A 22377-nucleotide genomic window follows, 5' to 3' on the forward strand; every position below is an offset into this window, starting at 1 on the left:
GCTCGCCAGCCTCGTGCTCTGGTCCCGGTCGTGATCCAAGAGACACGCCCTAGGTCCATGGCGCCTCCGGGGAGCGCCCATCGATCGTTATCTATCTTGTGGATCAAGAGGAGCCGGCCCTTGTTGTCCCGCACCGCGGCGGTGACTGACGGCACGAGGCTATTGGCCTGCGGTGCCTCGGGGTCGTCGTAGTAGTCGATGCGGGCCATGGGCCCATCATCCCTCGCTGCCCACGGGCGGACCTCCTCGACGTCGGTCAGGCCGGCTCTGCCGGATGCGGAGGCGCGGTGACCAGCTCGACTGCGAACGGCGGCGCTGGCTCGCCCCGGCCGCTGGAGGAGCCGCCCTCGGAGCGGGCGCTGGCCCAGACCTCCTCGAACGAGCGCATGTAGTGGTCCCACATCCGCCCTCCGGGCACTCGTCGCAGGTGTAGGACCGGCGACTCTCCGGCCGGCGCCCCGTAGGCGTGGCCGTTGACGAGCATGTCCTGGTCGAACCGGAACAGGCTGTTGTAGAGCGTCGTCCCGTGCGTACGAACCTCAATCCCCCGGACGTCGTGCACCTGGCGGAGGTAGCGACGGTGGAGCTGGATGCGTCCCTGTAGGCCACCCGTGGTGGCCTCTTCCTGGGCACGGAGCGCCACAGCCGGGGAGGTCTCGTCGCCGAGAAGAATCCGGACGCGGACGCCCTGGGCTGCCTTCTGCGTGATGGTCGCGGTGAAGTCGTATTGCTCGAAGAGGAATGACCCGGCATAGACGAGGACGTCGATGGCCTCCCGTGCTCCGACCATGAGCTGAGCCCAGGTGTCATGCGGTATGGCTGCCCGGGTCGGATGCAGAGCGAGGAGTTCGGCGACGCTCGCTGATTGCGTGGCTGGAGCGTCGATCACCTCGGGCCAGATGTAGGCCTCGTCTACGTCAAGCGCGGATGCCACGGCGACGCGGTGCATTCGGTGTGGAAGACGCCCCTTCGTGATCCACCGCTCGACCGTTTTGGCGTCCACGCCGATCCGCGAGCAATGCTCGAGACCTGTGGATGAGGCCGGGGAGGTCGTACCTTCCCGATCATCTTGACGGTCCTCAAGCAAGGCCGGCGCGCCAACGCCGGTCGGGAAGGTACGACCCGTGCTCACGGTAGTTCCTGGCGTTGACGAGGGCGGCGACGACTCGCGTGATGCCGCGTCGAGCGGCACGTCGGTGATCGATGAGATCGTCCGCGATGGTGCGCGGCGGATGCTCGCCGCGGCCCTGCAGGCCGAGGTCGACGATTACATCGCCCAGTTCAGCGATCAGCGCGACGAGGCCGGCCGGCGGCTGGTGGTGCGCAATGGCTCGCACCGGCCCCGGGAGGTGATGACCGCGGCCGGCGCGGTCGAGGTGGTCGCGCCGCGCGTCAACGACCGCCGCACCGACCCCGAGACCGGTGAGCGTCGCCGGTTCGCCTCGGCGATCCTGCCGCCGTGGTGCCGACGCACCCCCAAGATCACCGAGGTGCTGCCGCTGCTGTACCTGCACGGCCTCTCGTCGGGGGACTTCGTGCCGGCGCTGGGCCAGTTCCTCGGCTCGACCGCGGGCCTGTCGCCGGCGGTGATCACCAAGCTGACCGCGACCTGGCAGGCCGAAGCGCGCGCCTTCGCCGCCCGCGACCTCTCGGAGCTCGACTTCGTCTACTGCTGGGCCGACGGCATCCACGTCAACGTCCGCCTCGAGGAGGCCAAGCTGTGCCTGCTGGTGCTCGTCGGTGTCCGCGCCGACGGGCGCAAGGAACTGATCGCGCTCGCCGATGGCTACCGCGAGTCGACCGAGTCCTGGGCCGATCTGCTGCGTGACTGCCACCGCCGCGGCATGCGCGCCCCGGTGCTGGCCGTCGGGGACGGCGCCCTGGGGTTCTGGGGCGCGCTGCGCGAGGTCTTCCCCGCCACGCGCGAGCAGCGCTGCTGGGTCCACAAGAGCACCAACGTGCTCGCCGCGCTACCGCGCTCGGCCCACCCGGGCGCGAAGAAGCACCTGGCCGAGATCTGGAACGCCGAGGACAAGACCCACGCCCTCGACGCGGCGCGGGCGTTCGAGGCCGCCTACGGCGCGAAGTTCCCCAAGGCGGTCGCGAAGGTCACCGGCGAGCTCGAGACGCTGCTGGCGTTCTACGGCTTCCCCGCCGAGCACTGGCAGCACCTGCGCACCACGAATCCGATCGAGAGCACGTTCGCCACCGTGCGCCACCGCACCCGGGTCACCCGCGGGCCCGGGTCCCGGGCTGCCGGGCTGGCCATGGCGTTCAAACTCCTCGAGGCCGCCCAAGCCCGCTGGCGCGCGGTCAACGCCCCGCACCTGGTCGCTCTCGTGCGCGCTGGGGCGGTCTTCGTCAACGGCAAGCTCGTCGAACGACCCGAAGAATCACCCCACCCAGCGGCCGCTTGAAAGAACTTCATCCACAGGTATTGACGATTGCTCCGATCCGCTCGGCCAACTCGGCAGGCCGCAGACCTGCGGAAACGATCGAGCCGCGCAGACGCTGGTTGATTCCCATGAGGGACTCCCCGGGACGTTTTCACAGCCGATAGGGACACTTTAGGTGACGCAGGACGTCCCGTCACGTCCCTTCTTGGTGGTGCTGGTGTCCCCTGCCCTCGCCGTCTCCTGGTGATGCACCGCACAAGCGGTCACGCCGCTCACACCCGGAGACGAACGACATGGCTTACGACATCTCCGCACCCATCGACACCAGCCGGCTCGACGCCATCGCCACCGGTCACGGCGCGACCATGGAGCGCTGGGAGGACACCCCGACCGGCCGCCGGTCCTCGGGACAGCCACTGATCGACGAGGCCACCGGCGCCCCGGTACGCATCTACGACGTCATGCTCCCGACCGGCCGCGACGGGCGCCACGAGCTGCACGGCATCCGAGTCGTGTCCCACGAAGCCCCGGAGCTCGCGCCCTACTCGCCGGTCGAGCTCGACGGGCTCTGGGTCCGGGTCAAGCCCGCCCGCAACGGCGGCAAGGGAGTCGAGGTCAGCTTCTCCGCCGAGGCCATCCGTCCCGTGGTCAGCCCGCAGCGCCAGGGCCGGCGGACCGCCGAGGGCGAGGCCGCGTGATGAGCTGGCAGACCCACGGCACCTGCCGCAACCACGATCCGGAGCTGTTCTTCCCGCCCGACGACGGCCAGGGCCTCGACGACGCCGCGGCGGTGCAGGCGCAAGTGGCGGCTGCCCGTCATGTCTGCCGGTTCTGCCCGGTGCAGCGGGAGTGCCTGGCGTGGGCGCTCGACTCCGGCGAGGACCACGGCGTGTGGGCCGCGACGATCCCTGGCGAGCGGAGGTTGATGCGCCGGCTGTTCCGGGCCGGCGTGCCCGAGTGGAGCGACGACGCGTGGCCGACGTGCCCGGCCTGCTCGCTGCTGTTCCCGATGCCCGCGGTCGAGGGAGAGCTGTGCCCGGCCTGCGTCGAGCGGAGGGCCGCGTGATGACCTGCCAACTGCCCTGCCCTGGGTCCTCCGTCGCGGCCTCCATGCACGTCGACACCTCGGCCGCCCTGGACGTGCTGGTCCTGACCTGCCGCGACGGGGAGTGCCTCGCGCAGTGGACTCCCTTACCCGTCGAACGCGACGGCCGGCTCGTGATCGCCCTGTCGATCGAGGTCTGCCCGGCCTGCGGGTCCTCGACCTGGGAGGTCACCGAGGCCCAGGTCGCCAGCTCCCCGTCCGCCCGAACTCGCCGCCGCGGCCACTCCCACCGCTCGTCCCGCTCCGGAAGGGGTTTCTGATCATGGCTCGACCGATGCGCGCCACCGGCCTCACGACCGGCGGCTACCACTTCTGCACCGCCTGCCAGGGCGCCGGCTCCTGCGTCCAGCGCACCTGGAGCTCCCGCGGCTGGGAGCGCTCCTACGGCAAGTGCGGGGCCTGCAACGGCAAGGGCGGCAAGTTCGCCAACCACGCCCCCAAAGACCGACCCAGCGTCCGCGCCACCCGCGGCGGGCTCGGGGGGCGAGCCCGATGAGAGAGATCACCACCGCGCGGCTGTGGCGCGGCCAGACCATCCGCACCCGCGCCGACGTCATGCGCACCGAACGCCTCCACGAGCGCTCCCGGCTCATCCGCTGGAGCCTCACCGCCGGCTGGTGGGCCGGCTGGCTCACGATCATGACCGTCTGGGCAGCGCTCTACGTGCCCGCCCTCGGCGGTGTACTCACCCTGGCCGCCCTCGCCTGGCTCGCTCTCGGGCCGTGGGGACTGTTGGTCGTCGCCCTGGTCGGGGCGCTGGTGGCGCGGCTGTGGTCGCGGTCCTCCCCCACCTCGTGGGAGTCCCGGGTGACCTCTCGGCTGCGTCGCTTCGCCCGGCGGACCCGCTATCGCTGGTCCTGGGACGACGTCTGCGCCGCCACCGGCGTGAAGGCCACCGACGCCTCCCACCGCGTCATCGTCCCCCGCCTGCTCTGGGTCTCCCTCGGCGAGCACGTCGACCAGCTCCACGTCCAGCTCTGCGCCGGCGTCACCCCCGGCGTCATCGCCCGCCAGGCCGACGCCCTGGCCAGCGAGTGGTGCGCCCTCGAGGTCCGCGTTCTGGCCCACCCCACCCGCGAAGGCTGGGTGCTGCTGCGCGTCGTGTACCGCGACGTTCTCGCCGACGACGAGGACGAGCGCGACAACCTCGTCACCCCGGACTTCCAGTGGGTTCGGGTCGGCCGGCGCGAGGACGGCGAACCCTGGTGGCTGCGGCTGATGGGCACCCACGTCCTGATCGCCGGGCTCACCGGCGCCGGGAAGTCCGGGCTGGTGGCCTGCATCATCCGCGCCCTCGCCCCCGCGATCCGGGCCGGGAAGGTGCGGCTGGTCGGGATCGACCCCAAGGGCGGCATGGAGTACCGCATGGTCTCCGAGCTGTTCTACATGCTCGCCTACGGCGACGACGAACACCTCGTGGCCGCCCTGGAGTTCGCCGCCGACCTCATGCGCCAGCGCGCCGAAGCCCTCGGCGGCAACGTCCGCAAGCTGCTCGCGCGGATGTTCGGCGACTACCCGCTCTACGTGATCCTCGTCGACGAGCTGCTCGCCCTCACGACCTACATCGCCAACCGCGACCTCAAGGACCGCGCCAACGCCGCGGTGCGCCGGATGCTCTCCCAGGGCCGCGCCCCCGGCGTCGTGGTCATCGGCTGCGTGCAGGACCCCCGCAAGGAAGTCCTGTCCTTCCGCGACATGTTCGGCTACCGCGTCGCCCTGCGGCTGGACTCCGACGTCGAGACCCGCATGGTGCTCTCCGACTCGGCCTACGACCGCGGCGCCCGCTGCGACGCCATCCCCGAGGCCTGCCCCGGCATGGGGTTCGTCGTCGACGAGGACGGCGGCAAGCGCCAGCCCATCAAGGTCCGCGCCGACTGGGTCTCCGACGCCGAACTCGCCTACCTGGCCGCCGAGTACCCCGCCCCCGAACAGGTCGACGTCCCCCCGCTCGCCACCCGCAACAAGCGCTCCGGCGGCTCCAGCTCGGGAGGGCAGGCGGCATGAGACAGACCGGCCTGATCAACATCATCCGCACCACCAGAGACACCAGCCGCACCAGCTCCGGCAGCTCGCTGCTCGGGGCCCTCGTCGGCCTGGTCGGCGTCGTCCTCCTGGCCGCTGGGGGCTACCGCGCCCTGGACGCCGGACTGCGCGGTGTCGCGGCCACCACCGCCGAGGCCAACCGCATCGTCGGGTGGGCCCTCGCTGCCGTCCTCGTCGTCGCCGCGCTCACCGCCGCTGGCTGGGTCCTAATCGCCCGACGGCGAACCGTTCGCGAGGCGCCCGTGGTGGGGGCCTTCACCGCCGCCACCGACCGCGCCCTCGAGGCCCGCCGCCAGCGCCAGCTCCCGGGCTCGCCGCACGCGGAGCGCCGCGAGCTTCACCACGTCGTCGCCGTGCGCCTGGACCGACTCGACACCGAACGGAGGCAGTCGTGATCGCCGCCGTCATCATCACTGGACTCCTGACCGTGATCGCCGCTCAGACCCGCGCCGTCGGTCCCGCCCTCGTGCTCGGTGTCATCACCGTCTCGCTGCTCGCCGTCGTTGCGCCAGGCGTGGTCATCGGGCTCGGGCACGTCATGGGTGCCATCGCAAGCGGAGTGGGAGACGCCCTCGCCAACGCCAGCGACGGAGCGACCTGATGGACACCAATCTCGTCCAGTACGTCGACTGCGCCTCCGAGGCTGTCCGGGCGGCAAACCACGCCGCCCTCGGTGCCGTCACCGGTCCCGACGCGTACGCCGTTATCGGCTCGACGGCCGAGCTCGTCCACCGCCTGCCCCAGCTCCTGGACTTCCTCGGCCGAGGACTTCGTCGTGCGGAAGTGGCCGACCACCACGACGACCGCGGCACCGATCCGTCCCGCGCGCTCTGCCAGGCCCACGGCGCCCTCATCGACGCCCGCGGCCTGATCGACGAGCTCGCCGGTTTTCTCGACCACGCCCACAACCACCTCGGCCATCTCGGCCGACTCACGATGGAGGACTGATATGGGACCGCATGACCACCAGGAGTGGTTCTCGACCAACGAACTCGCCGCGTTCCTTGGGGTGGACCCCTCGTCACTGCGCCGGTGGCGGACCGCTCGTCCTCCGCAGGGGCCGCCGTGGGTGAAGGTCTCGGACCGCGTCACCGTCTACCGACGGATCGACGTGGACGCATGGCTCCGGAGCCGGCGCACCGACCCGGAAGCGGCCTGATGTGCGCGATCATGCCGCCGCAGGGCGTCAAGCTCACCGAGGACGTCGAGCACCGTCCCGGTGCTGGCAGTGGGGGTCACCGGGCACGGGTGCGGTGGCTCGACCCGACGACGGGGAAGCGTCGGTCCAAGTCGGACAGCTTCGCCACGCCGGCGGAAGCGCTCGCCTGGATCGACCGCATGAGGGGCTACGCCGCCGGCGGCATCGACCCCGCCGCGGCGAACCAGACCCTCGCCACCTACGGCACGGCCAACATGCGTCTGGTCCTGCGTGGCCTGGAGGCCAAGACTACCGACCCCTACCTCGCCGGCTGGCGCAAGCGGGTCGTTCCCTCGCTCGGCCACCTCGCCGTCCGGATGATCACCTACGGCGCCGTCGACAGGGCCGTCTCCGCCTGGATCGCCGACGGGGCGAGCCGGTCCACGGTGAAGAACAGCCTCGCGGTGCTCGTGCGGGTCATGGAGCAGGCCGTACGGGACGGGATCATCGAGCGCAACCCCGCACGCATCACCGGCTGGCAGGACGAGTACCGGCGCGTGGAGGACGAACTCGACGATCCACGGTCGTTGGCGCTCCAGGACTGGGCCACGCTGATCCGTCTCGCCGACGCCCTCGTGGCGCGCTCGCACCAGCAATTCGCTGGCTGGGGTCACGTGGTCACCTTCGCCGGCGCGACCGCGGCCCGCATCGGCGAGGTGTCTGGCTGCCGGGCCCACGACATCGACACCACCACGTGGACCTGGAACGTCCGTCGACAGACCACGCCCTCCCCGGGCGGTCTCGTGGATAAGGCCACGAAGGGCAAGCGAGCCCGGCTCGTCCCGCTGATCGAGGAAGTCCGGCCCATGGTCGCCGAGCTGGTCGCCCGCTCCTCGCTCACCGACGGCCGGCTGTTCGTCGGCCCCCGCGGCGGTCGCATCAGTACCGCGGTCTTACGGGATGCCACGCACTGGGACGAGGTCGTCGAGGCGATCGGGCTCGGCTACCTGCGCCGCCATGATCTCCGGCACACCGGCCTCACGTGGATGGCCGACGCCGGCGTCCCGGTCCACATCCTGCGCAAGATCGCCGGGCACGGCTCGCTGTCCACGACGCAGCGCTACCTGCACCCGAACCACGACGCCGTCCTGGGCGCCGGCGAACTGTTGACCAACTACCTGCGCGGGTCCCAGGGCGGTCCCACGCTCCGGGCGGTGTAGCCCGTGCACTCCCTGCTGGTCCCAAAGTGGTCCCAAGTACCCGACAGGAAGATCTACTCGATGATCCACACCCGAAACGACGAGAACCCCGCTGACCTGGGCTCCTGCCCTGGTCAACGGGGTTCTGGTGCTGTGTCGGGACGACAGGATTTGAACCTGCGACCCCTTGACCCCCAGTCAAGTGCGCTACCAAGCTGCGCCACGTCCCGCACCGTCGCCTCGTGCTCGCGACGTGACCACGGTACCCGACGGGGGTCGGCGCGACGGAGCCCGGGTGGAGGGTCGACTGCTCGTGAAGATCGCGGTGACGGGGTCGGCGGGGTTGGTCGGGCACGCGGTGCGGCGCCGGCTCGAGGCGGCGGGTGTCGAGGTCGTGCCGCTGGACGTGCGCCGGTGGTCGTTCGACGGCGTCGAGCAGATCCCGTGCGACCTGCTCGACGGCGACGCGGTCGACCAGGTCTTCGCGGCGGAGCGACCCGCGGCCGTCGTGCACCCCGGCGGCGTCTCCGGGCCGATGGTGAGCGCCGACGACCCGGCGCGGGTGGTCGAGGTCAACGTCGCCGGCACCGCCGCGGTGCTGGAGGCGGCGCGCCGGCACGGCGTGGCGCGGTTCGTCTACTGCTCCTCGATCGCGGCCTACGGGAGCACCGCCGCGCGGTGGGTGGTCGAGGAGACCACGCTGCACCCGCGCGACGTCTACGGGGCGACGAAGGCGGCCGGCGAGCAGCTCGTCGAGGCCTACCGCCACCGCTACGGGCTCGCGGGCGCGGCGCTGCGCCTGGTCGCGGTGTGACCGCGGCCGAGCGCGACCTCGGATGGGCCCCGCGCGCCGACTTCGGCGCCGCGGTGGCGGCCTACCGCGACTGGCTCGCCGTCCACACCTGATCCCCGACCCCGTGCGCGACGACCATGGTCCGCGTCATAGTGAGCACCGTGGCTGCGACGACGCTGACGGCGGCGAACCTGGCAGAACTGCCCGCGGAGGTCCCGGGCCCGAGCTACGACCGCGGGGCGGTGTCGGTCGGCATCGTGCACTTCGGGGTCGGCGGGTTCCACCGGGCGCACCAGGCGATGTACCTCGACGAGCTGATGCAGCTGGGCAAGGCGCTGGACTGGGGCATCTGCGGGGTCGGCGTGCTCGAGTCGGACAAGCGGATGGCCGAGGTCACCGCGGCGCAGGACGACCTCTACACGCTCGTGCTCAAGCACGCCGACGGCCGGCGCGAGGCGCGGGTCATCGGCTCGATCGTCGACTACCTCTACGCCCCCGACGACCCCGACGCCGTCCTCGACCGCATGACCGACCCGGCCACCCGCATCGTCAGCCTCACCGTCACCGAGGGCGGCTACCACAAGAACGCGAGCACCGGGGAGTTCGACGACCGCGACCCGGCGATCCAGGCCGACATCGCCGCGGCGGAGGGCGCCCCGCCGCAGACGACCTTCGGCTACGTCGTCGAGGCGCTGCGGCGGCGCCGGGACGACGGCACCGGCCCGTTCACGGTGATGTCCTGCGACAACATCCAGGGCAACGGACACGTCGCCCACGCCATGATCACGTCCTACGCGCGGCGGCGTGACCCCGAGCTCGCCGACTGGATCGAGGCGAACGTCCCCTTCCCGAACTCGATGGTCGACCGGATCACCCCGCGCACCACCGACGCCGACCGGGAGGAGCTCGAGGCCACCACCGGCATCGTCGACGCTTGGCCCGTCGTCTGCGAGCCGTTCACGCAGTGGGTGCTGGAGGACCGCTTCGCCGCGGGACGCCCGCCGTTCGAGGACGTCGGGGTCCAGGTCGTCGACGACGTCGAGCCCTACGAGCTGATGAAGCTGCGTCTGCTCAACGCGAGCCACCAGGCGATCGCCTACCTCGGTTACCTCGCCGGCTACCGCTACGCGCACGAGGTCGCGGGCGACGAGCTGTTCGCCGGCTTCACCCGCGCCTACATGGACCGGGAGGGCACGCCGACGCTCGCGCCGGTGCCCGGCGTCGACCTCGACGAGTACAAGGCGACGCTGATCGAGCGGTTCGCCAACCCCGAGATCCGCGACACCCTCGCCCGCCTGGCCGCCGAGAGCTCTGACCGCATCCCGACGTGGCTGGTGCCGGTGATCCGGATCAACCTGGAGAACGGGGGCGAGATCGAGCGCTCGGCGCTGGTCGTCGCGTCGTGGGCCCGCTACGCCGAGGGGGTGGACGAGGCCGGCGAGCCGATTGAGGTCGTCGACACCGGCCGCGCGGAGGACCGCACCGCCGCCGCGCGCCGCTACCCCGACGAGCCGCTCGCGTTCCTCGAGGACCGCGACCTGTTCGGCGACCTGGTCGACGACGAGCGCTTCACCACCGCCTACCGGGCCCACCTCGACGCGCTGCACCAGCAGGGCGCGCGGGCCACGGTCACCGAGGTGGAGGAGCGCCTGCCCCGCTGATGTCACAGCCGGGGGCGCCGTCTCGTCGCGTGGGCATGAGTACGCAGAAGACACCGTCCACCGCCCGGATGCAGGTTCTCGTCGTCGGCGCGGGGTACGCCGGCGCCACGGCGGCCGTCCGTCTCGCCGGGCGCGCCCGCAACCGGGTCGACGTCACCGTCGTGAACCCGCGCCCCCGCTTCGTCAACCGGCTGCGCCTGCACCAGATCGCGATGGGCCGCGCGGTCCCGGCGCCGGCCCTGCGCGACCTGCTCGGCGCGGGCGTCACCCTCGTCGAGGGCACCGTCGCCGAGCTCGACCCCGACGCCGGGCGGGCCACGGTCACCGGGCCCGAGGGCGTGCGCGACCTCGCGGTCGACCGGGTCGTCATCGCCGCCGGCAGCACGACGACCGTGCCCGTGCCCGGCGCCGGGCACGTGCACGCGGTCGGCGACCTGGAGTCCGCCCACCGGCTGCGTCCCGCGTTCGCGGCGCTGCCCGCCGGCGCGCAGGTGTCCGTGGTCGGCGGCGGGTTCACCGGGCTGGAGACGGTCGCCGAGCTGGCCGAGACCCGCCCCGACGTGGCGGTCCGGCTGGTGACCAGCGGGGAGGTGGGCGGCTGGTTCACCCCGGACGGCCGTGCGCACGTGCGCGAGACGCTCGACGGGCTGGGCGTGGCGCTCATCGGCGGGACGCGGGTGCGCGCCGTCGAGCGGGACCGGCTGCTGCTCGAGGGCGGCCACGTCGTCCCGTCCGACCTCACCGTCTGGTGCGGCGGGTTCGCCGCCCCTCCCCTGGCCCGGCAGGCCGGCATCGCGGTCGACGAGCGGGGTGCGGTGCTCACCGACGGGACGCTGCGCTCGCTCTCCCACCCGGCCGTGCTCGCCGTCGGCGACGCCGGGCACGCCCCTTCGCCCGGCGGCGACCGGTACAGCATGTCGTGCCAGTACGCGTTCCCGTCGGCCGCGCACGCCGCCGACCTGCTGCGCGCCGAGGCGCTCGGCCTCCCCGACGCGGGCGCGCCCCTCGACCTCGGCTTCACCGCGCGCGTCGTCAGCCTGGGGAGGCGCCACGCCGTGCTGCAGCCGACCACCAAGGAGGACGTGGCGCGGGGCCGGGCGTGGACGGGCCGGGCCGCGGTCCTGGCCAAGAACGTCCAGGTCCGCGGCACCGCGCGCGCCGTGGGCGTCGAGCGCCGGCTGCCCGGCGTCGTCCGCTGGCCGCACGCCGAGCGGGCGGCCCGGGCCGTTCGCGGTGAGCCGGCGGCGTGAACCGGTCCGAGGAGTTCACCGCGCTGCGACCGCTGCTGTTCGCGATCGCCTACCGGATCCTGGGCAGCGTCAGCGAGGCCGAGGACGCCGTGCAGGAGACCTGGTTACGTTTCGCGTCGTCGGACACCGAGCCGACGTCGGTGAAGTCGTTCCTCTCGGCCGTCGTCACCCGCATCTCGATCGACGTGCTGCGCTCGGCCCGGGTGCGCCGCGAGTCCTACGTGGGCCCGTGGTTCCCCGAGCCGCTGCTCACCGACCCGTACGACGACCCGGAGCGCTCGGCCGAGCTGGCGGACTCGGTGTCGATGGCGGCGCTGCTCCTGCTCGAGCGCCTCAGCCCGCTCGAGCGGGCGGTGTTCGTGCTGCGCGAGGTGTTCGCGTTCGACTTCCCGGAGATCGCCGCGGCGGTCGAGCGCTCGGAGGCCGCGTGCCGCCAGCTCGCGGTCCGCGCCCGCAAGCACATGGCCGAGGGACGGCCGCGGTTCGAGGCCGACCGCCGGGCCCGCGAGGAGCTCGCCGCCCGGTTCGTCGAGGCCCTCACCGACGGCCACCTCGACGGCCTGGAGGAGCTGCTCGCCGCCGACGTGGCCGCGGTCGCGGACGGCGGCGGCAAGGGCCCGGCGCTGACCCGGCCGGTGGTCGGGGCGGCCAAGGTCGCCCGCCTCATCGGGGCGTTCGCGGCGATGGTCGACGGCACCGTGTCGGTCGAGGCGCGCGAGGTGAACCACCAGCCGGGCGTCCTCGTGGCCGACGCGGACGGGGCGATCGTCGCCGTCATGGCCCTCGACGTCCTCGACGGGCGGGTCCAGGCGATCCGCACGGTGATCAACCCGGACAAGCTCGAGCACCTGGGCCCGGTCGCCGACGCGTGGCGCCTGCGCGACCAGGTGATGGCGCGGCGCGGAGTCAGCGCGCGGCGGCCACCGGACGCCGGGGATCGCGGCCGGCGAGGGTGAGGACGCGCTCGAGCTCGGTGCTCGCCGGGGCGTCGACCACCGGGCCGTAGAGACCGGTGCGCGACTCCTGCGGCGCGTGCTCGAACTGCGCCACGAACCCGCGGACGGCCTCGAGGTCCTCGTCGCGGACCTCGAACCCGGCGCCGACCGACTGCGCGAGGTCCCACCCGTGCAGGACGAGCTCCTCGACCGCGACCACGCCGAGCTGCGCGCGGGGCATGGTGAGCCCGCCGGCGCTGCCCTCGCCCTCCCAGGCGGAGGGCTCGGCCCAGGCGGCCGCGAGCTCGTCGAGGCGGGCGTCGAGCACCCCGCGCCAGTCGGCCGGCAGGTCCGCGGGCGCGCCGCCGGCCCCGCCCTCCTCGTGCCGGGCCACCCGCACGAAGTGGGCGGTGAACGCGAGGAGGTGGCCGAGCAGGTCGCGCACCGTCCACTGCCCGCAGGGCGTGGGCCGGTCGAGGTCGTCGTCGACGACCTCGCCGGCCACGCGGGCGACCTCACGAGCGGCGGGACCGAGGTCGAGCATGCTGATCACTCCTCAGGACGGGACAGTCCTAGGAATGTATCAGCGTTTGCGGCCTCCGCGGGCCCCCTTCTCGCGCACGCGGACGTTGATCTGCACCGGCGTACCGGTCAGCGGGAAGGTCTCGCGCAGCTTGCGCTCGAGGAAGCGGCGGTAGCCGGCCTCCAGGAACCCCGAGGTGAACAGCACGAACGTCGGCGGCCGGTTCTGCGCCTGCGTGGCGTAGAGGACCTTCGGCTGCTTGCCGCCGCGCACGGGCGGCGGCTTGGCCGCGACGATGTCGGAGATCCACTGATTGAGCTGGCCGGTCGGCACCCGCCGGTCCCAGTTCTCCAGGGCGGTCCGCATGGCCGGCGCGAGCTTCTGCACCGACCGCCCGGTGCGCGCGGAGATGTTGATCCGCTCCACCCACGGGAAGCGCACGAGCGCCCGCTCGAGCTCGCGCACCATCGCGTGGCGCCGGTCCTCGTCGACGAGGTCCCACTTGTTCATGGCGAGCACGAGCGCCCGGCCCGCCTCGGCGACCTGCGAGGCGACGCGCAGGTCCTGCTCGCTGATCGGCTCCGAGGCGTCGAGCAGCAGCACGGTGACCTCGGCGGCCTCGATGGCGGCCTTGGTGCGCAGCGACGCGTAGTACTCGGTGCCCGACGCCTGCCCGACCTTGCGGCGCAGGCCGGCGGTGTCGACGAACTTCCACACCTCGCCGTCGATCTCGACCAGCGAGTCGACCGGGTCGGTGGTGGTGCCCGCGACCGCGTCGACCACCGAGCGGGTCTCGCCGGTGAGCTGGTTGAGCAGGCTCGACTTCCCGACGTTGGGCTTGCCCACCAGTGCGACGCGCCGCGGCCCGCCGGTGAGGTCGGCGTCGTCGCGCGGGCTGTCGGGCATCGCGTCGAGCACGACGTCGAGCAGGTCGCCCGACCCGCGCCCGTGCAGCCCCGAGACGGGGTGCGGCTCGCCGAGCCCGAGGCGCCACAGCGCCGCGATCTCGCCCTCGCCCCGCGAGTCGTCGATCTTGGTGGCGGCCAGGATCACCGGCCGGTCGGAGCGGCGCAGGGTGCGCGCGACCGCCTGGTCGACCGCCGTCGCGCCGACCTGCCCGTCGACCACCAGCAGGATCACGTCCGCGGTGGCCATCGCCGTCTCGGCCTGCGCCGAGATCGCGGCCTGCATGCCCTTGGCGTCGGGCACCCAGCCGCCCGTGTCGAGCAGCGTGAACCGCTTCCCGTTCCACAGCGCGTCGTAGGCGACGCGGTCACGCGTCACACCCGACACGTCCTGGACCACGGCCTCGCGGCGGCCCAGGATGCGGTTGACCAGCGTCGACTTCCCGACGTTGGGGCGCCCGACCACGGCGAGCACCGGTTGCGAGGGTCGCGCGTCGGCACCCTCGGATGCGCCCGTTCCTGCGTCGCCGTCGGCGAGCACAGCGGGCCCTTCCTCGTTCAATGTCTATCCCTTGTGAGAGCCGACTCCCGCGTCGGCGAAGCCGACGATCATATCGCGGTCCACGGCCAGGTCCTGCAGGCGGTCGAGCACGCCCTCGATGTCCAACGTCGAGGTGTCGACCTCGACCGCGTCCTCCGCGGGCTGCAGCGGGGAAGTCGCGCGCGACGAGTCCAGCTCGTCCCGGCGGGCGAGGTCGGTGCCCGCGTCCGGCGCGTCGGCCCGTCCCGCCGCGGTGTCCTCGGCGGTGCGCCGCCCCGCCCGCACCAGCGCCGAGGCGGTGAGGAAGACCTTCAGCCCGGCCTCCGGGAGCACGACCGTGCCGATGTCGCGACCCTCGACCACGATGCCGGCGCCGTCCTGGAGCGCCTCGGCGACGATCCGCCGCTGCTCGGCCACCAGGTGCCTGCGCACCGCGGTCAGCGCGGACACCGCCGACACCGCGCCCGTGACCTCCGTGCCGCGGATCTCGGCGTCCACGTCCTCGCCGTCGAGGCGCACGCGGGGCTCGGCCGGGTCGGTCGAGACGGACACCGACGCCCCGAGGGCCACCGCGACGATGTCGTCGTGGCCGTCCGCGGACGTGGCGGCGACGTCGAGCGGCAGCCCGGAGCGCAGCACCGCGAGCGTGACCGCCCGGTACATGGCGCCGGTGTCGAGGTAGCGGGCGTCGAGGCGCATCGCGAGCCCGCGCGCCGTGGTCGACTTCCCCGTCCCGGAGGGCCCGTCGACGGCGACCACCCCGCGCAGCGTCCCGTCCATGACCCGTGTGCCTCCCGAACGTCGACCACTCTGCGTTCGGAAGACCATTGTGCCCTGCGAACAGGTGTGATGTCCGCCCCGGCCCTCCGCCCCGGCCCTCGTCGGCTAGAGCCCGACCGCCCGGTACAGCGAGGACACCTCGTCGCGACCGAGCTTGCGCAGGGTGCCCGGGCGCTGCTCCCCGAGCTTGACGTCGCCGACGGCGGTGCGCACGAGGCGCTGCACCGGCTTGTCGACGGCCTCCAGCATGCGCCGCACGATGTGCTTGCGGCCCTCGTGGAGCACGAGCTCCACCATCACCCGGGCGCCCGAGCGGTCGATGACCCGGAAGCTGTCGACCGCGGCCGGGCCGTCGTCCAGCTCGACGCCGGCGCGCAGCTCGCGGCCGAGGTCCTTGGGGATCGGCGCCTTGACCTCGGCGAGGTAGGTCTTGGGCACCTCGTACGACGGGTGCATCAGCCGGTTGGCGAGCTCGCCGTCGTTGGTGAGCAGCAGCAGACCCTCGGTGGCGGCGTCGAGGCGCCCGACGTGGAACAGTCGCTGGCCCTCGGCCTTCTCGAGGACGACGTCGCCGACGCAGCGCCGGCCCTGGTCGTCCCACATGGTCGAGAGCATCCCCTCGGGCTTGTTCAGCGCGAGGTGCACGGTCTCGGTGTCGGTGACGATCCGGGACCCGTCGACGTGGATCACGGCCGTGTCCGGGTCGACGCGGATGCCCATCTCCTTGACGACCTTGCCGTCGACCTCGACGCGGCCGTTCCGCATGAGGATCTCCGCCTGCCGCCGGGACGCCACACCCGCCTCGGCCAGCACCTTCTGCAGGCGGACCCCCTCGCCGCCGCCCTCCGACCCGCTCACCGCACTCCTCTGTTCGACCGCTCCTGCCAGCCTACGCAGCAGCCCTCGTCACACTCGCGGGCCGTGGCGCGACCTGGGGACAGGGACACCGACGAGGAGGGCCGGACCATGCTCGGACGCAAGACCTTCAGCCCCGACGAGATCTCCGGCCTCGGGCGCAGGGTGGCCTGCTCGTCACTCGTCGATGTCGTCCACGTCGGGCAGCAGCGGGGCGATCGGCGGCAGCTCGTCGATCGACTGCAGCCCCAGGCGCTCGAGGAACAGCTCGGTGGTGCTGTAGAGCGTGCCGCCGCCGACGTCCGTGCCCACCTCGATGATCAGCCCGCGGGCGGCGAGCGTCCGCATCACGCCGTCGACGTTGACGCCACGCACGGCCGCGACCCGCGAGCGGGTCACCGGCTGGCGGTAGGCCACGACGGCGAGGGTCTCGAGCGCCGCGCGGGTCAGGCGGGTGCGCTGCCCGTCGAGGACGAAGCGCTCGACGTAGGGGGCGAAGCGGTCGCGGCTGTAGAGCCGCCAGCCCTCGCCGGTCGCGCGCAGCTCCATCCCCCGCTCGCGCTCGGTGTAGTCGGCGGCCAGCCCCTCGAGCGCCTCCTTGACCCGGGCGACGGGCTGGCCCACGACGTCGGCGAGCTGGTCGGTCGGCGCCGGCGCGTCGACGACGAGCAGCACGGCCTCGAGCGCCGCGGTGAGCTCGGTGTCGGACGCGAGCGTCTCCTCGAGGTCCTCCTCGAGTGCGGCCAGCGGGTCCTGCTCGCTCACTCGTCCTCCGCGGTCGCGCCGGGGTCGTCGGCCGAGCTCCGCTCCGCGTCGTCGGTGGCGCTGCCCGCGTCACCCCCGGGCGCCCAGCGCACGCGCAGCTCGGCGAACGCCTCGGGCTGGTCGAGGGCGACGTCGCGGGCGCGGTAGAGCTCGAGCACCGCGAGGAAGCGTCCCACGACCTCGATGCCCTGCTCGCAGTCGGCGACCAGCTCGGCGAACGTGGCGGCCCCCCGCGTCCGGAGGCGCCCGGCGAGGATGGTCATCTGCTCGGGCACCGAGACCGTCGGGGCGTGCAGGTGGTCCAGGCCGACCGTCGGGGGTGGCTTGGGGCGGAAGACCGCCGCCGCGAGCTCGGCGAACCCGTCCGCGTCGACCCCGAGCTGGACCGGCGGGAGCATCTCGGCGAACCGCGGCTCCAGCGTCACCGCCCGCGGGTAGCGCATCCGCGCCGAGCCCTCGAGCTCGCGGAAGAGCGCCGCGACCTGCTGGTAGGCCCGGTACTGCAGCAGGCGCGCGAAGAGCACGTCGCGCGCCTCGAGCAGCGCGAGGTCCTCCTCGTCCTCCACCTCGGCCTGCGGCAGCAGCCGCGCGGTCTTGAGGTCGAGCAGCGTCGCCGCGACCACGAGGAAGCCCGTGGTCTCCTCGAGGTCGGCGTCGTCGCCGAGCGCCGTCGTGTAGGCGATGAAGTCGTCGGTGACCCTGCTCAGGGCGACCTCGGTGACGTCGAGCTCGTGGCGCCCGATGAGCTGGAGCAGCAGGTCGAAGGGCCCGGTGAAGTTCTCCAGGCTGACCTGGAACCGTGCGCGTTCCGGAGCCTCGGGTGTCAGCGTCACCGCGCGATGACCTCGCGGGCCAGGGCGCGGTAGGCCTCGGCGCCGGTGGAGCGCGAGGCCCACCGGGTGATGGGCTCGCCGGCCACGGTCGTCTCCGGGAACCGGACCGTGCGGTTGATGACGGCGTCGAAGACGAGCTCGCCGAACGCCTCGACGACGCGGGTCATCACCTCGCGCGTGTGCAGCGTGCGCGGGTCGTACATGGTGGCCAGGATGCCGGTGATCTCGAGCTTGGGGTTCAGCCGGTCCTGCACCTTCTCGATCGTGTCCATCAGCAGGGCGACCCCCCGCAGGCTGAAGAACTCGCACTCGAGCGGGATCAGGACGCCGTCGGCGCAGGCCAGGGCGTTGACCGTCAGCAGGCCCAGCGAGGGCTGGCAGTCGACGAGGACGTAGTCGTAGCGGTCGAGCACCGGCCCGATGGTGCGGCCCAGCGTCTGCTCGCGGCCGACCTCGGTGACCAGCTGGACCTCGGCGGCCGAGAGGTCGATGTTCGACGGCAGCAGGTCCATCCCCTCGACCGTGGTCGGGCGGATGACGTCGTCGATCGTCGTGCCCTTCTCCATGATCAGGTTGTAGATCGTGGTCTCGAGCTGGCGCGGCTGCACGCCCAGGCCCACCGACAGGGCGCCCTGCGGGTCGAAGTCGACCAGGAGCACCCGCCGGCCGTACTCGGCGAGCGCCGCGCCGAGGTTGATCGTGGAGGTCGTCTTGCCGACGCCGCCCTTCTGGTTGCACATCGCGAGGACCGTCGCGGGACCGTGCCCGTCGAGGGGGCCCGGGATCGGGATGTGCCGGCGCGGGCGCCCCGGGGGGACCTCGCCGGAGGTCTCCCTCGCCGCGTCGGTGCCGCCGCCGTTCGGCCGGGGCGCCTGCTCCGACGGCGCCTCGCTCGCCCGCCCGTCCGCCTGCTCGTCCGTCGTCCGGAGGACCGGCTGCGGGTTCGACATCGCGTGTCCCTCCCTCGCGTGCCCGGCCGTGTGCTCGTGCGATCAGCCTAGGAGCCGGTCGGGGCGGGTCGTGGCGCGACTCGCCGAGCAGGACGCGCGACACACGGCCGCGGTCACCGAGGGCCACCTGATCGGCCCGTATCGTCACGATCTTCCGATGGGCGGAAGGGGCGGCGACGCCGTCGTGTGACCACTCGCATACTCACCGTCCACTGTCGCCCCCCGTCGACACCACGAGGACGTGAGAATGACGACCCGACAGACCGATTCCGCGAGCCCGCGCGCCGCGACCGCCGGCTGGGTGCGCCCGCTGTGCTGGTCGGCGGTGGCCCTGGAGGGCTTCGACCTGGTGGTGCTGGGCGTGGTGCTGCCCGTGCTGCTGCGCGATCCCACCTGGGACCTCGACCCCGCCGGCGCCTCGGTGGTGGTCACCGTCGGGCTGCTCGGCGTCATGGTCGGCGCGCTGGCCGTCGGGCCGATCGCCGACGTCATCGGGCGCCGGGCCACGATGATCGCCACCGTCGCCGGGTTCTCGGTGCTGACGCTGGCGTGCGCGTTCGCCCCGAACCCCGAGGTGCTGGGCGTGCTGCGCTTCCTCGCCGGGATCGGGCTCGGCGGCGTGCTGCCGGTCGCGCTCGCCCTCGTCGCCGAGTACGCCCCCACCGGGCGGGGCAGCAGCGCCACCACGATCCTCATGACCGGCTACCACGTCGGCGCGGTGGCGACGGCGCTGCTCGGGATCCTGCTGATCCCGTCGCTCGGCTGGCAGGCGATGTTCGTCGCCGGCGCGATCCCGGCGGTGATCCTGCTGCCGCTGATCATCATGCGTCTGCCGGAGTCGGCGGAGTACCTGCAGCGGCGGGGCGCGAAGGACTCGAGCTGGCGGCGCGAGAAGCGCAACCCGCTCGCCACGCTGTTCCGCGACGGCCTGGCGCGGCCGACCATCGCGTTCTGGATCGCATCGTTCATGGGCCTGCTGCTCGTGTACGGGCTGAACACCTGGCTGCCCGAGATCATGCGCTCGGCGGGCTACGAGCTCGGCGCCGCGCTGGCCCTGCTGCTCGTGCTCAACGTCGGCGCGATCCTCGGCCTCCTGCTCGCCGGCACCGTCGCCAACCGGATCGGCGTGCGCCCGGCGACGATCGCGTGGTTCGCGGCGGCGACGCTCTTCCTCGCGCTCCTGTCGATCCGCCTGCCCGGGATCGGCGTCTACGTGAGCGTGCTGCTCGCGGGCATCTTCGTGTTCTCCGCGCAGGTGCTGGTCTACGCGTACGTCTCGCAGCTCTACCCCGCCGAGGCCCGCGGCACGGCGCTCGGCACGGCCAGCGGTGTCGGGCGCCTCGGCGCCATCACCGGCCCGATCCTCGGCGGCGCCCTGCTCCAGGCCGGCGTCGCCTACCCGTGGGGCTTCTACGCCTTCGCGGTCGTCGCCGCCCTGGGCGCCGTCGGCGTCGCCCTCGTCGGCCGGGCGCCCGCACGGACGTAGACCGTTCCGAGTACGTGAGCGAACTTCGGGGCCATAGCCCCGAAGTTCGCTCACATCAGGAAACGGACCACCGCCGTCGCGATCTGGTCGGCGACGACGTCGGGCGCGTGCAGCGGGAGCACGACGTGGCTGATCGTGAGCCGCGCGGCGATCTCGGCCGCCGCGCTCGCCGTCGCCGCGTCGAGCTCGGGGCGGCGGCGCTGCAGGAACGCCGCGGCGCGGTCGCGGGCCGCGGTGATCAGCGGCTCCGCCTCGCTGGTCAGCAGGGGCAGCAGGTCCTCGGCACCCTGGCCGGTGAGCAGCACCCGCAGCAGCGGGTCGCGGGCCACGGTGTCGAGCGTCGTGCGCACCGCCTCGACCCAGGCCCGGTACACGTCGTCCTCGCCGTCGAGCGCCGCCTCGAGCCCGGCCAGGAACTCCTCGGTGCGGCGCAGCACCAGCGCCGCGGCCAGCCCCTGCTTGCTCGCGAACTCGTTGTAGAGCGTCTGGCGGCTCACGCCGATGCCCTCGGCGACGTCCTGCAGGCGCAGCCCGCGCCAGCCGCCGGCGACGAGCAGCTCGGCCGCCCGCTCGAGCGCCTCGTCGCGGACGAGATCGCGGGTGCGGTCGGCGAACGTCCGGGCGGGCACGGCGCCGAGCCTAGACGCTGATGAGCCGCACGTCTCCTCCGTGGACACGAAAGCGATTCGTGTCTAACGTGTCGACGCAGCAGGTCCCGGTGTCCTGGAGGTGGCCGTGTCCCTGGTCCGTACCGCGACGGGCGAGCGCCTGTCGTCCGTCGTCCTCACGCCGATGCCCGCGGGCGTGGACCGGCGCCTGTTCGAGAAGACCCGCCCGCGCCGGGCCGTGCCGCTCGCGGCACCGCCCGCCGGGTCGGGTCTGCGCGCCGTCCCGGGCGACGCCGGCCCGCCGGTCATCGGGCACACGCTGTCCTACATCCGCTACGGCAGCGCCTTCACGCGTGCCCGGCACGCCGCGCTCGGCCCGGTCTCGTGGTGCGGGTTCGTCGGCGAGCACGTCGTCATCGCGGCCGGCCCCGACGCCACGCACCAGGTGCTGACCAACCCCGACAAGGCCTACTCGCAGGACGGCTGGCGCTTCCTCGTCGACGACTTCTTCCACCGCGGCCTCATGCTGCTCGACGGCGACGACCACCGCGTCCACCGCCGCGTCATGCCGGAGGCCTTCACCGCGCCCCGCATCCGCGGATACGTCGACCGGACCGTCCCGGTGCTCCGCGAGGCCATCCCGTCCTGGCCCCGTGACCAGCAGCTCCGCATCTACCCGATGCTCAAGAGCCTGACCCTCGACGTCGCCACCCACGTGTTCATGGACGACCGGTCGGGCCCGGAGGCCGACGCCGTCAACCAGGCGTTCATGGACTGCGTCCAGGCGGCAAGCTCGATCGTGCGCCGCGACCTGCCCGGCACCCGCTACCGCGCCGGCCTGCGCGGGCGCGCCCTGCTCGAGCGCTACTTCCGCATGGCGCTCCCGGCCAAGCGGGCCGGCGAGGGCGACGACCTGTTCTCGGTGCTGTGCCGCGCCCGGACCCCGGAGGGCGAGGCGTTCACCGACGACGACGTCGTGAACCACATGATCTTCCTGATGATGGCCGCCCACGACACCTCGACGATCACCAGCGCCGCCGCGGCGTACTACCTCGCCGCGAACCCGGAGTGGCAGGAGAGGGCGCGCGCGGAGTCGCTCGCGCTCGGCGACGGTCCGCCCGACCTGGCCGCCCTGCAGTCGCTGACCACGCTCGACCTCGTCATCAAGGAGGCGCTGCGGCTCGCGGCGCCGGTACCGGTCGTGATGCGCCGGACGACGAAGGACACCGCCCTGCTGGGTCACTTCCTGCCGGCGGGCCAGCTCGTCATGGCGGCGGGGGCGACCAACCACCACGACCCGGCGGTCTGGACCGACCCCGACGTGTTCGACCCCGAACGCTTCGCCGAGCCACGCCGCGAGGACAAGGCCCACCGCGACGCCTGGATCCCGTTCGGCGGCGGCGTGCACAAGTGCCTGGGGATGCTCTTCGGCTCGCTCGAGGTCACCGCGATCCTGCACGAGCTGCTGCGGAACCACCGGATCGCCGTCGCGCCGGGCTACCGGCCGCGCTGGGACAACACCTCGCTGCCCGTCCCCGCCGACGGCCTCCCCCTGCGCCTGGAGCCCCTGCGCTGACCGGCTCATGTGAGCGACATTCCCGGCTATGGCCG

At 73.0% G+C, this 22377-nt stretch carries 25 protein-coding genes, 1 tRNA gene and 1 pseudogene; 16 read left to right on the plus strand and 11 right to left on the minus strand.

The window, feature by feature from the left end:
• Together PHK61_RS29545 and PHK61_RS29550 are read right to left on the minus strand one after the other, a co-directional pair.
• Positions 1-209 (minus strand): annotated as a pseudogene (locus tag PHK61_RS29545) (hypothetical protein); the annotation flags it as partial.
• A 47-nt stretch (positions 210-256) separates the two neighbouring features.
• Positions 257-1003 carry an XRE family transcriptional regulator gene (locus tag PHK61_RS29550; RefSeq protein ID WP_274284613.1) on the minus strand — a complete coding sequence of 249 codons (747 nt, stop codon included), beginning with the start codon at positions 1001-1003 and terminating at the stop codon, positions 257-259.
• Between the two features lie 121 nt (positions 1004-1124).
• Here PHK61_RS29550 and PHK61_RS29555 point away from each other — a divergent pair, with 121 nt between their 5' ends.
• From PHK61_RS29555 to PHK61_RS29600, 10 genes are all read left to right on the plus strand, one after another.
• Positions 1125-2417, plus strand: coding sequence for an IS256 family transposase (locus tag PHK61_RS29555; protein WP_274284614.1), 1293 nt, complete (start codon positions 1125-1127; stop codon positions 2415-2417).
• 272 nt (positions 2418-2689) lie between these two features.
• A complete protein-coding gene (locus PHK61_RS29560) occupies positions 2690-3094 on the plus strand; it encodes a hypothetical protein (RefSeq protein ID WP_274284615.1) in 405 nt (134 codons plus the stop codon).
• Positions 3094-3462 (plus strand): WhiB family transcriptional regulator, encoded by a 369-nt coding sequence (locus PHK61_RS29565; RefSeq protein WP_274284616.1) that lies wholly within the window; start codon positions 3094-3096, stop codon positions 3460-3462. Before PHK61_RS29560 ends, PHK61_RS29565 begins: the two co-directional genes overlap by 1 nt.
• Before the next feature lie 301 nt (positions 3463-3763).
• Positions 3764-3997 carry a hypothetical protein gene (locus PHK61_RS29570; RefSeq protein ID WP_274284617.1) on the plus strand — a complete coding sequence of 78 codons (234 nt, stop codon included), beginning with the start codon at positions 3764-3766 and terminating at the stop codon, positions 3995-3997.
• Positions 3994-5505, plus strand: coding sequence for an FtsK/SpoIIIE domain-containing protein (locus tag PHK61_RS29575; protein ID WP_274284618.1), 1512 nt, complete (start codon positions 3994-3996; stop codon positions 5503-5505). Before PHK61_RS29570 ends, PHK61_RS29575 begins: the two co-directional genes overlap by 4 nt.
• Positions 5502-5939, plus strand: a complete 438-nt coding sequence (locus PHK61_RS29580) for a hypothetical protein (protein WP_274284619.1) — start codon at positions 5502-5504, stop codon at positions 5937-5939. Before PHK61_RS29575 ends, PHK61_RS29580 begins: the two co-directional genes overlap by 4 nt.
• A complete protein-coding gene (locus PHK61_RS29585; RefSeq protein ID WP_274284620.1) occupies positions 5936-6145 on the plus strand; it encodes a hypothetical protein in 210 nt (69 codons plus the stop codon). Before PHK61_RS29580 ends, PHK61_RS29585 begins: the two co-directional genes overlap by 4 nt.
• Complete coding sequence (locus tag PHK61_RS29590) at positions 6145-6492, plus strand: hypothetical protein (RefSeq protein WP_274284621.1); 348 nt, start codon at positions 6145-6147, stop codon at positions 6490-6492. Before PHK61_RS29585 ends, PHK61_RS29590 begins: the two co-directional genes overlap by 1 nt.
• Before the next feature lies 1 nt (position 6493).
• On the plus strand, positions 6494-6703 hold the full coding sequence (locus PHK61_RS29595; protein WP_274284622.1) for a helix-turn-helix transcriptional regulator: 210 nt from the start codon (positions 6494-6496) through the stop codon (positions 6701-6703).
• Complete coding sequence (locus tag PHK61_RS29600; protein WP_274284623.1) at positions 6664-7902, plus strand: tyrosine-type recombinase/integrase; 1239 nt, start codon at positions 6664-6666, stop codon at positions 7900-7902. The genes PHK61_RS29595 and PHK61_RS29600 overlap by 40 nt, the downstream gene beginning before the upstream one ends.
• Before the next feature lie 135 nt (positions 7903-8037).
• On the opposite strand, the gene PHK61_RS29605 is transcribed toward PHK61_RS29600, so the two are convergent.
• A tRNA-Pro gene (locus PHK61_RS29605) sits at positions 8038-8111 on the minus strand.
• Between the two features lie 65 nt (positions 8112-8176).
• Between PHK61_RS29605 and PHK61_RS29610 the strand changes: the two genes are divergently transcribed.
• The 4 genes from PHK61_RS29610 (at position 8177) to PHK61_RS29625 (ending at position 12541) form a co-directional block, all read left to right on the plus strand.
• Positions 8177-8695 (plus strand): NAD-dependent epimerase/dehydratase family protein, encoded by a 519-nt coding sequence (locus tag PHK61_RS29610; protein ID WP_274284624.1) that lies wholly within the window; start codon positions 8177-8179, stop codon positions 8693-8695.
• A gap of 140 nt (positions 8696-8835) precedes the next feature.
• Complete coding sequence (locus PHK61_RS29615) at positions 8836-10335, plus strand: mannitol dehydrogenase family protein (protein ID WP_274284625.1); 1500 nt, start codon at positions 8836-8838, stop codon at positions 10333-10335.
• Positions 10336-10370: 35 nt separating this feature from the next.
• Positions 10371-11585: an NAD(P)/FAD-dependent oxidoreductase gene (locus PHK61_RS29620; protein WP_274284626.1), complete on the plus strand. Its 1215-nt coding sequence runs from the start codon at positions 10371-10373 to the stop codon at positions 11583-11585.
• Positions 11582-12541: an RNA polymerase sigma-70 factor gene (locus PHK61_RS29625; protein WP_274284627.1), complete on the plus strand. Its 960-nt coding sequence runs from the start codon at positions 11582-11584 to the stop codon at positions 12539-12541. The genes PHK61_RS29620 and PHK61_RS29625 overlap by 4 nt, the downstream gene beginning before the upstream one ends.
• Here PHK61_RS29625 and PHK61_RS29630 read toward each other — a convergent pair.
• The 7 genes from PHK61_RS29630 to PHK61_RS29660 all read right to left on the minus strand — a co-directional run bounded on the left by PHK61_RS29630 (position 12492) and on the right by PHK61_RS29660 (position 18672).
• Complete coding sequence (locus tag PHK61_RS29630) at positions 12492-13064, minus strand: TIGR03086 family metal-binding protein (protein WP_274284628.1); 573 nt, start codon at positions 13062-13064, stop codon at positions 12492-12494. The genes PHK61_RS29625 and PHK61_RS29630 overlap by 50 nt on opposite strands.
• Before the next feature lie 39 nt (positions 13065-13103).
• Positions 13104-14489, minus strand: coding sequence for a ribosome biogenesis GTPase Der (gene der, locus PHK61_RS29635; protein WP_274284629.1), 1386 nt, complete (start codon positions 14487-14489; stop codon positions 13104-13106).
• A gap of 24 nt (positions 14490-14513) precedes the next feature.
• Positions 14514-15269 carry a (d)CMP kinase gene (cmk, locus tag PHK61_RS29640; RefSeq protein ID WP_274284630.1) on the minus strand — a complete coding sequence of 252 codons (756 nt, stop codon included), beginning with the start codon at positions 15267-15269 and terminating at the stop codon, positions 14514-14516.
• 105 nt (positions 15270-15374) lie between these two features.
• On the minus strand, positions 15375-16127 hold the full coding sequence (locus tag PHK61_RS29645) for a pseudouridine synthase (protein ID WP_274284631.1): 753 nt from the start codon (positions 16125-16127) through the stop codon (positions 15375-15377).
• A gap of 174 nt (positions 16128-16301) precedes the next feature.
• Positions 16302-16889, minus strand: a complete 588-nt coding sequence (gene scpB, locus PHK61_RS29650; protein WP_274284632.1) for an SMC-Scp complex subunit ScpB — start codon at positions 16887-16889, stop codon at positions 16302-16304.
• Positions 16886-17722, minus strand: coding sequence for a segregation and condensation protein A (locus tag PHK61_RS29655; RefSeq protein ID WP_274284633.1), 837 nt, complete (start codon positions 17720-17722; stop codon positions 16886-16888). Before PHK61_RS29655 ends, scpB begins: the two co-directional genes overlap by 4 nt.
• On the minus strand, positions 17719-18672 hold the full coding sequence (locus PHK61_RS29660) for a ParA family protein (RefSeq protein WP_274284634.1): 954 nt from the start codon (positions 18670-18672) through the stop codon (positions 17719-17721). The genes PHK61_RS29655 and PHK61_RS29660 overlap by 4 nt, the downstream gene beginning before the upstream one ends.
• A 247-nt stretch (positions 18673-18919) precedes the next feature.
• On the opposite strand from PHK61_RS29660, the gene PHK61_RS29665 reads away from it, so the two are divergent.
• Complete coding sequence (locus tag PHK61_RS29665) at positions 18920-20158, plus strand: MFS transporter (protein WP_274284635.1); 1239 nt, start codon at positions 18920-18922, stop codon at positions 20156-20158.
• 50 nt (positions 20159-20208) lie between these two features.
• Here the strand turns inward: PHK61_RS29665 and PHK61_RS29670 are convergent, their stop codons facing one another.
• On the minus strand, positions 20209-20787 hold the full coding sequence (locus tag PHK61_RS29670; protein WP_274284636.1) for a TetR/AcrR family transcriptional regulator: 579 nt from the start codon (positions 20785-20787) through the stop codon (positions 20209-20211).
• Between the two features lie 163 nt (positions 20788-20950).
• Between PHK61_RS29670 and PHK61_RS29675 the strand changes: the two genes are divergently transcribed.
• A complete protein-coding gene (locus PHK61_RS29675; protein ID WP_420791456.1) occupies positions 20951-22342 on the plus strand; it encodes a cytochrome P450 in 1392 nt (463 codons plus the stop codon).
• The last annotated feature ends 35 nt before the right edge of the window (positions 22343-22377 follow it).

The organism is Actinomycetospora lutea (assembly GCF_028737205.1).
GTDB classification, from domain to species: domain Bacteria; phylum Actinomycetota; class Actinomycetes; order Mycobacteriales; family Pseudonocardiaceae; genus Actinomycetospora; species Actinomycetospora lutea.

What these genes read in the sequence shown, in the direction of transcription:
- PHK61_RS29675 (WP_420791456.1), top strand. Translation starts at nt 20,951, where the DNA reads ATGCCCGCGGGCGTGGACCGGCGCCTGTTCGAGAAGACCCGCCCGCGC.
- PHK61_RS29570 (WP_274284617.1), top strand. Translation starts at nt 3,764, where the DNA reads ATGGCTCGACCGATGCGCGCCACCGGCCTCACGACCGGCGGCTACCAC.
- cmk (WP_274284630.1), bottom strand. Translation starts at nt 15,269, where the DNA reads ATGGACGGGACGCTGCGCGGGGTGGTCGCCGTCGACGGGCCCTCCGGG.
- PHK61_RS29630 (WP_274284628.1), bottom strand. Translation starts at nt 13,064, where the DNA reads ATGCTCGACCTCGGTCCCGCCGCTCGTGAGGTCGCCCGCGTGGCCGGC.
- PHK61_RS29595 (WP_274284622.1), top strand. Translation starts at nt 6,494, where the DNA reads ATGGGACCGCATGACCACCAGGAGTGGTTCTCGACCAACGAACTCGCC.
- PHK61_RS29560 (WP_274284615.1), top strand. Translation starts at nt 2,690, where the DNA reads ATGGCTTACGACATCTCCGCACCCATCGACACCAGCCGGCTCGACGCC.
- PHK61_RS29660 (WP_274284634.1), bottom strand. Translation starts at nt 18,672, where the DNA reads ATGTCGAACCCGCAGCCGGTCCTCCGGACGACGGACGAGCAGGCGGAC.
- PHK61_RS29590 (WP_274284621.1), top strand. Translation starts at nt 6,145, where the DNA reads ATGGACACCAATCTCGTCCAGTACGTCGACTGCGCCTCCGAGGCTGTC.
- PHK61_RS29620 (WP_274284626.1), top strand. Translation starts at nt 10,371, where the DNA reads ATGAGTACGCAGAAGACACCGTCCACCGCCCGGATGCAGGTTCTCGTC.
- PHK61_RS29575 (WP_274284618.1), top strand. Translation starts at nt 3,994, where the DNA reads ATGAGAGAGATCACCACCGCGCGGCTGTGGCGCGGCCAGACCATCCGC.
- PHK61_RS29565 (WP_274284616.1), top strand. Translation starts at nt 3,094, where the DNA reads ATGAGCTGGCAGACCCACGGCACCTGCCGCAACCACGATCCGGAGCTG.
- PHK61_RS29600 (WP_274284623.1), top strand. Translation starts at nt 6,664, where the DNA reads ATGGCTCCGGAGCCGGCGCACCGACCCGGAAGCGGCCTGATGTGCGCG.
- PHK61_RS29580 (WP_274284619.1), top strand. Translation starts at nt 5,502, where the DNA reads ATGAGACAGACCGGCCTGATCAACATCATCCGCACCACCAGAGACACC.
- PHK61_RS29665 (WP_274284635.1), top strand. Translation starts at nt 18,920, where the DNA reads ATGACGACCCGACAGACCGATTCCGCGAGCCCGCGCGCCGCGACCGCC.